This is a genomic window from Pseudomonas sp. DW-iso17 (assembly GCF_058725345.1).
This window is the reverse complement of the sequence record NZ_JBZXEA010000038.1, coordinates 1-8,182: the sequence shown is the minus strand read 5'-3', so window position 1 is coordinate 8,182 and position 8,182 is coordinate 1. Positions and strand designations below refer to the sequence as shown.

Annotated in this window: 6 protein-coding genes and 1 pseudogene; 5 read left to right on the top strand and 2 right to left on the bottom strand. The window is 63.1% G+C overall.

Features of this window, described 5'->3' with window-relative positions:
- Nucleotides 1-227: 227 nt before the first annotated feature.
- The gene (locus tag AC4PS6_RS20865; RefSeq protein WP_003190551.1) at nucleotides 228-950 is read right to left on the bottom strand and encodes a FadR/GntR family transcriptional regulator; all 723 of its coding nucleotides are present in this window, start codon (nucleotides 948-950) and stop codon (nucleotides 228-230) included.
- A 48-nt stretch (nucleotides 951-998) separates the two neighbouring features.
- Complete coding sequence (locus AC4PS6_RS20860) at nucleotides 999-2,735, bottom strand: IlvD/Edd family dehydratase (RefSeq protein WP_019817288.1); 1,737 nt, start codon at nucleotides 2,733-2,735, stop codon at nucleotides 999-1,001.
- A 191-nt stretch (nucleotides 2,736-2,926) separates the two neighbouring features.
- On the opposite strand from AC4PS6_RS20860, the gene AC4PS6_RS20855 reads away from it, so the two are divergent.
- From AC4PS6_RS20855 to AC4PS6_RS20835, 5 genes and pseudogenes are all read left to right on the top strand, one after another.
- A complete protein-coding gene (locus AC4PS6_RS20855; RefSeq protein ID WP_003190554.1) occupies nucleotides 2,927-4,249 on the top strand; it encodes an MFS transporter in 1,323 nt (440 codons plus the stop codon).
- Nucleotides 4,250-4,265: 16 nt separating this feature from the next.
- Nucleotides 4,266-5,258, top strand: coding sequence for an AraD1 family protein (araD1, locus tag AC4PS6_RS20850; protein WP_492180971.1), 993 nt, complete (start codon nucleotides 4,266-4,268; stop codon nucleotides 5,256-5,258).
- A gap of 10 nt (nucleotides 5,259-5,268) precedes the next feature.
- On the top strand, nucleotides 5,269-6,849 hold the full coding sequence (locus AC4PS6_RS20845; protein WP_020302091.1) for an aldehyde dehydrogenase (NADP(+)): 1,581 nt from the start codon (nucleotides 5,269-5,271) through the stop codon (nucleotides 6,847-6,849).
- A gap of 16 nt (nucleotides 6,850-6,865) precedes the next feature.
- Nucleotides 6,866-7,729 (top strand): SMP-30/gluconolactonase/LRE family protein, encoded by an 864-nt coding sequence (locus AC4PS6_RS20840; RefSeq protein WP_038449806.1) that lies wholly within the window; start codon nucleotides 6,866-6,868, stop codon nucleotides 7,727-7,729.
- A 170-nt stretch (nucleotides 7,730-7,899) separates the two neighbouring features.
- Nucleotides 7,900-8,182, top strand: a pseudogene (locus AC4PS6_RS20835) (arabinose ABC transporter substrate-binding protein); the annotation flags it as partial.

Here is an 8,182-nt window from a genome sequence, read left to right as displayed (position 1 = left end):
AAGAGAACGATTTAAGTATCGCTTCTTGGCGTCCGTTGTCACGGGACAGGCCCACCAAAAGGGCTCTTGCCCCACCACTCGGCACCTCGCCTAGGCTCGGTGTGCCCGTAATCCGCCAGTGATTTGGGGGGGCGCCTAAGATCAAGATCAAAAGCAGAGCAAGAGCACGAGCGGCTCGCTTCGCATCGTGAGCTGGGCGAAAGTTAACAGTCAGGAATGACGCGGGGTTACAACGGCGTCAACACATTCATCACCGTGTCCAGCGCGACCCGCGTGTCATCCAGTTGCACCAGCGACGCATGCCGCGCACCCAGGGCATCGCGGTTCTGGATCGCCGTGAGGATCGCTTTGTGCCGAGGCAGACTCAGGCCCTGGATATCCGGACGGCGGTTGGTGATGTTGATCGACTCGCGCAACGGCAGCGAGAGCATGTTGCACATATAGGCGAGCAGGTCGTTGCGGGTGGCGTCGGCAATCGCACGGTGGAAGTCCAGGTCGGCCTGCAACAGCTCCTCGTGGGTCTTGGCGGTTTCCATGCCTTGGTAGGCGTGTTCGATAGTGGCGATGTCTTCATCGGTGGCGGTGGTCGCGGCCATCGCGGCGATTTCCGGTTCGAGGATGCGGCGCACCCCGGCCAGGGTGTTGAAGAACTCGCTGTGGGGCGTGGACTGCATCAACCAGGACAGCACGTCCGGGTCGAGCAGGTGCCATTTCAAGCGTGGCCGCACCACCGCGCCCACCCGTGGCTTGGAATACACCAGGCCCTTGGCGCTGAGCACCCGCGTGGCTTCGCGCAATACCGAGCGGCTGACCTGGTATTCCTCGCACAGCGTAGCTTCCATGGGCAAGCGTTCTTCAGGCTTGAAACGACCGGAAACGATGTGCATGCCCAGGTCCTGAACGATCTGGGCATGCTGGCTCTTGCGCGGCTTGGGCGGCTGGTGATCCATAACGACGGGGAGGCTCTGGCTTAGATTCGCCGCATCATAGCATCCCAATTAGTGGGAATGCCGTGGGACTTCTGCCCCGCGACAGCCCACCAGGAAGTCAAAGTCGCAGCCTTGGTCGGCCTGCAGCACATGGTCGATGTACAGCTGGCGATAGCCGCCGACGATGAGGTTTTGCGCTGGGGGCAGGTCGGCCATGCGCGCTGCCAGCTCGGCGTCTGGAATGTCCAGGTGCAGGCGGCCATTGGCGCAATCGAGTTCGATCCAGTCACCTTCCTTCACTGTCGCCAATGGCCCGCCGGCAGCGGCTTCCGGGGCCACGTGCAACACCACGGTGCCGTAGGCGGTGCCGCTCATGCGCGCATCGGAAATGCGCACCATGTCCGTCACACCCTGGGCCAGCAGCTTGGCCGGCAAGCCCATGTTGCCGACTTCGGCCATGCCGGGGTAACCCTTGGGGCCGCAGTTTTTCATGACCAGGATCGAGTTGGCATCCACGTCCAGCTCCGGGTCGTTGATGCGTGCCTTGTACATGTCGAAGTTCTCGAACACCACGGCGCGGCCACGGTGCTGCATCAGTTCGGGGCTCGCTGCCGAAGGCTTGAGCACCGCACCCAGGGGCGCGAGGTTGCCACGCAGCACGCAGATGCCGCCGTCGGCGCGGATCGGGTTGTCCAGGGTGCGGATCACTTCGTCCTGGCCGTAGATCGGCGAATCCTGGGTGTTCTCGCCCAGGGACTTGCCATTGACCGTCAAAGCGTTCGGGTGGGGGATCAGGTTGGCCTCACCCAGGCGACGCAGCACCGCGGGCAGGCCGCCGGCGTAGTAGAACTCTTCCATCAAGAAGCGCCCCGAGGGTTGCAGGTCGACGATGGTCGGCATACCGCGCCCGATGCGGGTCCAGTCATCCAGGTCCAACTCCACGCCGATGCGCCCGGCGATGGCTTTCAGGTGGATCACCGCGTTGGTCGAACCGCCGATGGCTGCGTTTACGCGAATCGCGTTTTCAAACGCTTCTTTAGTGAGGATCTTCGACAGCTTCAAGTCTTCGCGCACCATCTCGACCGCACGCATACCGGACATATGCGCCAGCACATATCGCCGCGCATCCACCGCCGGAATCGCCGCGTTGTGGGGCAGGGACGTGCCCAGCGCCTCGGCCATGCAGGCCATGGTCGAGGCCGTGCCCATGGTGTTGCAGGTGCCCGCCGAGCGCGACATGCCGCCCTCGGCCGCGAGGAAATCATCCAGGGTGATGGTGCCGGCCTTGACCTGTTCGCTGAGCTGCCACACCACTGTGCCCGAGCCGATGTCCTGGCCCTTGTGTTTGCCATTGAGCATCGGCCCGCCAGTGACCACGATGGCCGGCACATCACAACTGGCGGCGCCCATCAGCAGCGCTGGGGTGGTCTTGTCGCAGCCGGTGAGCAGTACCACGCCATCAATCGGATTACCGCGAATCGCTTCTTCCACATCCATGCTCGCCAGGTTGCGCGTGAGCATGGCGGTAGGGCGCAGGTTGGATTCGCCATTGGAAAACACCGGGAACTCCACCGGGAAGCCTCCGGCCTCGATCACGCCACGCTTGACGTGTTCGGCTATCTGACGGAAGTGCGCGTTGCACGGCGTCAGCTCCGACCAGGTGTTGCAGATGCCGATGATCGGCTTGCCATGGAACTGATGGTCGGCAATGCCTTGGTTCTTCATCCAGCTGCGGTACATGAAGCCGTTCTTGTCGGCAGTACCGAACCACTGGGCAGAGCGTAGGCCGGGCTTTTTGTCAGGCATGATCGATTCTCTTATTGTATGACTATATGTTCTATGCGTGCTTAAACATAAGCGCAAAATCGCCGCTTTGGAAGTGTTGTTTTGCAAATAGTCATACTATATAGTCGGTCTTAACTGAGGTATGGCCCTGGCGGATTTCGTCAGAGGCGTCCCCCGAGCTTCTATAAAAACAACAATCGGAGATCGACCCCATGAGCCAGGAACTGCGGCTTATTCGGCGCATCACGCTGAAACTGATTCCCTTCCTGATCCTGCTGTACCTGATCGCCTACGTGGACCGTTCCGCCGTAGGGTTCGCCAAGCTGCACATGGGCGCTGACGTGGGCATCGGCGACGCCGCCTATGGCCTCGGTGCCGGGTTGTTCTTCATTGGCTATTTCCTGTTCGAGATTCCCAGCAACCTGATGCTCGACCGCTTCGGCGCGCGGCGCTGGTTTGCGCGCATCATGATCACCTGGGGCGCCATCACCATCGGCATGGCGTTCGTGCAAGGGCCGCACAGCTTCTATGTGATGCGTTTTCTGCTGGGCGCGGCGGAGGCGGGGTTCTTCCCCGGCGTGCTGTACTACATCACCCAATGGTTCCCGGTGCGCCATCGCGGCAAGATCCTCGGGCTGTTCATCCTCTCCCAACCGATTGCAATGATGATCACAGGTCCAGTGTCCGGCGGTCTGCTCGGCATGGACGGCATTCTCGGCCTGCATGGCTGGCAGTGGCTGTTTATCGTGATCGGTACCCCGGCGATCCTGCTGACCTGGCCGGTGCTGCGTTACCTGCCGGACGGCCCCCAGAAGGTCAACTGGATGAGCGAGGAAGAAAAAGCCTGGCTCACCGGCGAGCTGCACAAAGACTTGCAAGCCTACGGCCAGACACGCCATGGCAACCCCTTGCATGCGCTCAAGGACAAGCGCGTGTTGTTGCTGGCGCTGTTCTACCTGCCGGTGACCCTGAGCATCTACGGCCTCGGCCTGTGGCTGCCGACCCTGATCAAGCAGTTTGGCGGCAGCGACCTTACCACCGGCTTCATCTCCGCCGTGCCCTATATCTTCGGCATCATCGGCCTGTTGATCATCCCGCGCAGTTCCGACCGTTTGAACGACCGTTACGGCCATCTCGCCGTGCTCTATGTGCTGGGCGCCATCGGCCTGTTCTGCAGCGCCTGGCTCACGGTGCCAGTGCTGCAAATGGCCGCGCTGTGCCTGGCGGCGTTTGCAATGTTTTCCTGCACCGCCGTGTTCTGGACCCTGCCGGGGCGCTTCTTTGCCGGCGCCAGTGCGGCGGCCGGTATTGCCTTGATCAACTCGGTGGGCAACCTCGGCGGCTATATCGGCCCGTTCGTGATCGGTGCGCTCAAGGAGTACACCGGCAACCTGGCCTCAGGCTTGTATTTCTTATCCGGTGTGATGGTGTTCGGGTTGCTGCTGACCCTCGTGGTCTACCGCTTGTTGGAACGCAAGCACGTGCTGCCCGTCGACCAATTCGCCGCCAGCGCCCGTGGCGCCACACGCACTTAAATCCAGGAGAACCTGCATGCGTTTAGTTCAGTTCGAGTTGAGCAACGGTGAGCGCCGCGTCGGCGTGGTAGAAGGCAACCAGGTACGCGAAGTGCGCGGCGCCCACAGCGTGCGTGAACTGGCGCTGGCCGCCATCGAAGCCGGCGGCAAGTTGCAGCAACAGATGCAAGCCCTCGGCCTGGGCGCCAGCCATGACTACACCGCTTTGTTGGCGGACCACAAAATCCTGCCTCCGCTGGACCACCCCGACCCGGCCCACATGCTGATCAGCGGCACCGGCCTCACCCACCTGGGCAGTGCCTCGGCCCGCGACAAGATGCACCAGCAGGCCGGCGACGACAGCGCGATGACCGACACCATGCGCATCTTCAAATGGGGCGTGGAGGGCGGCAAACCAGGCGCCGGCCAGGCCGGTGTGCAACCGGAGTGGTTTTACAAAGGCGATGGCAGCATCGTCGTGCGCCCGGGCCAGGCCTTCCCGGTGCCGCCGTTTGCCGAAGATGCCGGCGAAGAACCAGAAATCGGTGGCCTCTATGTGATCGGGCATGACCGTAAGCCCTATCGCCTGGGTTTTGCGGTGGGCAACGAGTTCTCCGACCATGTGATGGAGCGCAAGAATTACCTGTACCTGGCCCATTCCAAGCTGCGCAGTTGCAGTTACGGCCCGGAGCTGCGCGTGGGCGAACTGCCCGAGCATCTGGCGGGCACCAGCCGCATCCTGCGCAACGGCGAGGTCATCTGGCAGAACGAATTCCTCAGTGGCGAGGCCAATATGTGCCACAGCCTGGAAAACCTCGAATACCACCACTTCAAATACAGCCAGTTCCTCAAGCCGGGTGATGTGCACATTCACTTCTTCGGCACCGCCACCTTGTCATTCGCCGACGGTATACGTACCCAGCCGGGCGATGTGTTCGAGATCAGCCAGGCTGAATTCGGCGCGCCGTTGATCAACGGTATCGGCAGCAGCGATGCGGCATTTGAACCCGGCCAAGTCACCCCCCTTTAAGGAGATCAACATGACCCCGTTCCTCGGCCACAACTACATCGGCGGCCAGCGCAGCGCCAACGGTAGCACTAAGCTGCAAAGCATCGACGCCACCACCGGCGAAGCCTTGCCCCAGGATTTCTACCAGGCCACCGCCCAGGAAGTGGACGCCGCCGCCCAGGCCGCGGCCCAGGCGTACCCGGCCTATCGCGCCTTGAGCGCCGCACGACGTGCGCAGTTTCTGGATGCGGTGGCCGATGAGCTGGACGCCTTGGGCGATGACTTCGTCGAACTGGTCTGCCGCGAAACCGCATTGCCGGCCGCACGCATCAAAGGCGAACGCGGGCGCACCAGCGGCCAGATGCGTTTGTTCGCCACCGTGCTGCGCCGCGGTGACTTCTACGGCGCGCGTATCGACAAGGCCCTGCCAGAGCGCCAGCCGTTGCCGCGCCCAGACCTGCGCCAATACCGCATCGGCCTCGGTCCGGTGGCGGTCTTTGGTGCCAGTAACTTCCCCCTGGCATTCTCCACCGCCGGCGGTGACACGGCGGCTGCATTGGCCGCCGGTTGCCCGGTGGTGTTCAAGGCCCACAGCGGCCACATGGCGACCGCCGAGCGCGTGGCCGATGCGATCATTCGTGCCGCCGAGGCCACCGAGATGCCGGCCGGCGTGTTCAACATGATTTTTGGCGGCGGCGTCGGTGAGGCGCTGGTCAAGCACCCGGCGATCCAGGCGGTTGGCTTTACCGGCTCACTCAAAGGCGGCCGCGCCCTGTGCGACATGGCCGCGGCGCGCCCGCAACCGATCCCGGTGTTTGCCGAAATGTCGAGCATCAACCCGGTGATCGTGCTGCCCCAGGCGCTGCACGCCCGCGCCGAGAGCATCGCCCGCGACCTGACCGCCTCGGTGGTGCAAGGCTGCGGCCAGTTCTGCACCAACCCAGGTCTGGTGATCGGTATCGCTTCGCCTGCGTTCACCGCGTTCACTCAGCAGGTCGCGCAATTGATTGGCGAGCAACCGGCGCAAACCATGCTGAATGCCGGCACCCTGGGCAGCTACGGCAAGGGCCTGGAAAAACTCCGCTCTCACCCGGGCATCCAGCATCTGGCGGGCAGCGCGCAATCGGGCAACCAGGCGCAACCGCAGCTGTTCAAGGCGGATGTACGTCTGTTGATTGACGGCGACGAAGTGCTGCAAGAGGAAGTGTTCGGCCCCACCACGGTGTTCGTCGAAGTGGCCGACCAGGCCCAACTCAGCGCCGCCCTGCAGGGGCTGCACGGGCAGTTGACCGCCACGCTCATCGGCGAACCGACCGACCTGCACCAGTTCGCCGAACTCACGCCGCTGCTGGAACAGAAAGTCGGGCGCATCCTGCTCAACGGTTACCCCACTGGCGTGGAGGTGTGCGATTCCATGGTTCACGGCGGGCCGTACCCGGCGACTTCCGACGCCCGTGGCACCTCGGTCGGCACGCTGGCCATCGACCGTTTCCTGCGCCCGGTGTGCTTCCAGAACTACCCTGATAGCCTGCTGCCCGACGCGTTGAAAAACGCCAACCCCTTGCGTATTCAGCGCCTGGTAAATGGCACGCCATCGCGCGAATCGCTGTAACTGATCAGGAGGCTTCATGTCGTTGAGCGCAGTCACCCCGCACCGTGCCCGGTTGGGCGAAGGGCCGTTCTGGGATGTACCGACCCAGGCCCTGTATTGGGTGGATATCGCCGCCCGCCAGGCGCTGCGTCTGATGGGTGGGCAGTTGCAGGTGTGGCAATTGCCTGAGCACGTCTCGGCGTTCATCCCCTGTCAAAGCGGTGATGCGCTGGTGACCTTGAGCAGCGGCGTATATCGCCTGGACCTGGCCACCGAAGCCTTGACCCTGCTGTGCGTAGCCGACCCGCAAACGGGCAACCGCGGCAATGAAGCACGCTGCGATGCCCAGGGCCGGCTGTGGTTGGGCACCATGCAGAACAACATCGGCGAGCAGGGCGAAGACCTGCCGATTACCCGGCGCTCCGGTGGCCTGTTTCGCATCGATGCCGATGCGCGGGTCACGCCGTTGCTGGCGGGCCTGGGCATTCCCAACACCCTGCTCTGGAACGAGGAGGGCAGCCAGGTGCATTTCGGCGACAGCATGGACGGCACGCTCTATCAGCATTCGATCCAGGCTGACGGTCAACTCGGTGCCGCCCAGGCCTGGTTCGGGCCGCACACACGCGGCGGGCCGGATGGCTCGGCCATGGACGCCGACGGCTACATCTGGAATGCGCGCTGGGACGGCAGTTGCCTGCTGCGTCTGACGCCTTCAGGTGAGGTGGATCGCATAATCGAACTGCCGGTCAGCCGTCCCACCAGTTGCGTGTTCGGTGGGCCCGAGCTCACCACGCTGTACATCACCAGCGCGGCGAGTCCCTTGGATCACCCCCTTGATGGTGCGGTATTGGCCATTGAGGTCGACGTGCCAGGCAAGCCCTGTCACCGCTTCGCCGGATAAACCAAACGCGCTGTTGTGGCGAGGGAGCTTGCTCCCGTTCGACAGCGCAGCTGGAGCCGGCTTTTTTTGGGGGGGGCGCTGCGCACCCCAGCGGGAGCAAGCTCCCTCGCCACAACAGTACCCGTACACAAAACGAACATTGAAAAAAACAACAACAAGGAGTCACCCCTATGAATCGTCGTCGTGGTTTGCGTTCCCTGTGCTGCGCCGCTGTGGCGGTCTCGGCCATGAGCTTGAGCGGCCTGTTGCTGGCCGCTGAAGAAGTGAAAATCGGTTTTCTGGTCAAGCAGGCCGAAGAGCCGTGGTTCCAGACGGAGTGGGCGTTTGCGGAAAAAGCCGCCCAGGACAAAGGCTTCAAACTCATCAAGATCGCGGTGCCGGACGGCGAGAAAACCCTCTCGGCCATCGACAGCCTGGCCGCCAACGGCGCCAAAGGCTTCGTGATCTGCCCGC